Raw genomic sequence first — 2,066 nt, forward strand, 5'->3', positions numbered from 1 at the left:
TCGGCGAGGTCGCCGGGGTGGTGTCGTTGCTGTCGTTGTCCGGCGCGGGCGTCGGTGAGGCGTTGGCGGCGGTGCAGGGGTTGGGTGACTGTGCGGTGGGTGGCCGGGTGTGGTGGGTGACCCGGGGTGCGGTGTCGGTGGGGCGTTCGGACGCGTCGGTGGATCCGGTCGCGGCGGCTGTCTGGGGCCTTGGCCGGGTGGTGGCGTTGGAGGATCCGCGTCGGTGGGGTGGTCTGGTCGATCTGCCGGAGGCGGTGGATACGCGGACCGTCCGGCGGTTGTGCGGGGTGTTGGCGTCCGGGGTTGAGGATCAGGTGGCGGTGCGGTCGTCGGGGGTGTTCGTCCGGCGTCTGGTGCGGGCCGCTGATGATGTGGTGCGGCGTGGGTTCCGGTTGTCGGGCACGGTGCTGGTCACCGGTGGTACGGGCGCGTTGGGTTCCCGGGTGGCGGAGTGGGCGGTGCAGTCCGGTGCGGGGCATGTGGTGCTGACCAGCCGGCAGGGGGAGCGGGCACCCGGTGCGGTGGAGTTGGCGGAGCGGCTACGTGCGGCCGGGGCCAGGGTGACCGTGGCTGCGTGTGACGTGGCCGACCGGGCCGCGCTCGCCGCGCTGCTGGACGACCTCACCCCCCAGGGCGACCCCGCCCGCGCCGTCGTCCACGCCGCCGGAGCGCCCCACTCCACCCCGCTGCCCGACATCACCCCCGACGAACTGCCCCACGTCCTGCGCGCGAAGGTCGACGGTGCCGCGCACCTCGACGAGCTGCTGCCCGACGGGCTGGACGCGTTCGTGGTGTTCTCGTCCATCGCCGGGGTGTGGGGCTCGGCCGGGCAGGCCGGCTACGCCGCCGCCAACGCGTACCTCGACGGGCTGGTCGCCCGGCGGCGGGCCCGCGGCCACGCCGGCACCGCCGTCGCCTGGGGACCCTGGGCCGGCGCCGGCATGGCGCACGGCGAGCAGCAGGAACAGCTCGCCCGTCGGGGCCTGCCCGCGATGGCGCCGGACCTGGCGGTCACCGCTCTGCAGGGTGCGCTCGACCGGGACGACACCGCCGTGGTCGTCGCCGACGTCACCTGGGACCGCTTCGCCGCCTCCTTCACCGCGATGCGCCCCAGCCCACTGCTCGACGAGATCCCCGAGGCGCGACCCGAACCGGCCGGGGCCGTCAACGAAGCCACCGACGGTGGGCAGACGGGCCGCCGGCTCGCCGGCATGACCCCCGCCGAACAGGACGGATACCTGCTCGACCTCGTCCGCGCCCAGGCCGCTGCCGTGCTCGGACACGCCACACCCGACGCCGTGCCGGCCGACCGGGCGTTCCAGCAGCAGGGCTTCGACTCGCTCACCGCCGTCGAACTGCGCAACCGGCTCACCGCCGAGACCGGGCTCACCCTGCCCACCACCCTCGTCTTCGACCATCCCACGCCGCTGGCCCTGGCCGCCCACCTGCGCGCCGAACTGACCGGCACACCGGTCGGACCACAGGCGCGGGAGCGGGTCGCCACGGTCGACGACGACCCGATCGTCATCGTCGGCATGGCCTGCCGGCTGCCCGGCGGCGTCGACACCACCGATCAGCTGTGGGACCTGCTCGCCACCGGCCGGGACGGCATCTCCGACTTCCCGCTCGACCGGGGCTGGGACAGCTTCCTCGACGGCCGGCTCTCCGACACGTCGTTCCCCCGCCAGGGCGGCTTCGTCTACGACGCGGGCGCGTTCGACGCCGAGTTCTTCGGGATCTCTCCCCGCGAGGCCCTGGCCATGGACCCGCAGCAACGTCTCCTGCTCGAGGTGTCCTGGGAGGCGGTCGAGTCGGCCGGGGTCGACCCGTCGCGGCTGAAGGGCGAGCGGGTCGGCGTCTTCGCGGGCGCCAGCTTCCAGGGGTACGCCTCGACGGCCATGGGCCGGGACCAGGAGGTCGGCGGTCACCTGCTCACCGGCAACGCCACCAGCGTGCTGTCGGGGCGGGTGGCGTACTCGTTCGGGTTCGAGGGGCCGGCGGTCACCGTGGACACGGCGTGTTCGTCGTCGCTGGTGGCGTTGCACCTGGCGGCGCAGTCGCTGCGC

The 2,066-nt window shown here is 74.5% G+C and carries 1 protein-coding gene; it reads left to right on the plus strand.

The genetic code is table 11. The features are described 5' to 3' along the window. The coding region (locus GA0070560_RS27630; protein WP_211566038.1) for a type I polyketide synthase at positions 1-2,066 on the plus strand (2,066 nt) is incomplete at both ends.

The sequence above is a fragment of the Micromonospora halophytica genome, assembly GCF_900090245.1.
Lineage (GTDB): Bacteria > Actinomycetota > Actinomycetes > Mycobacteriales > Micromonosporaceae > Micromonospora > Micromonospora halophytica.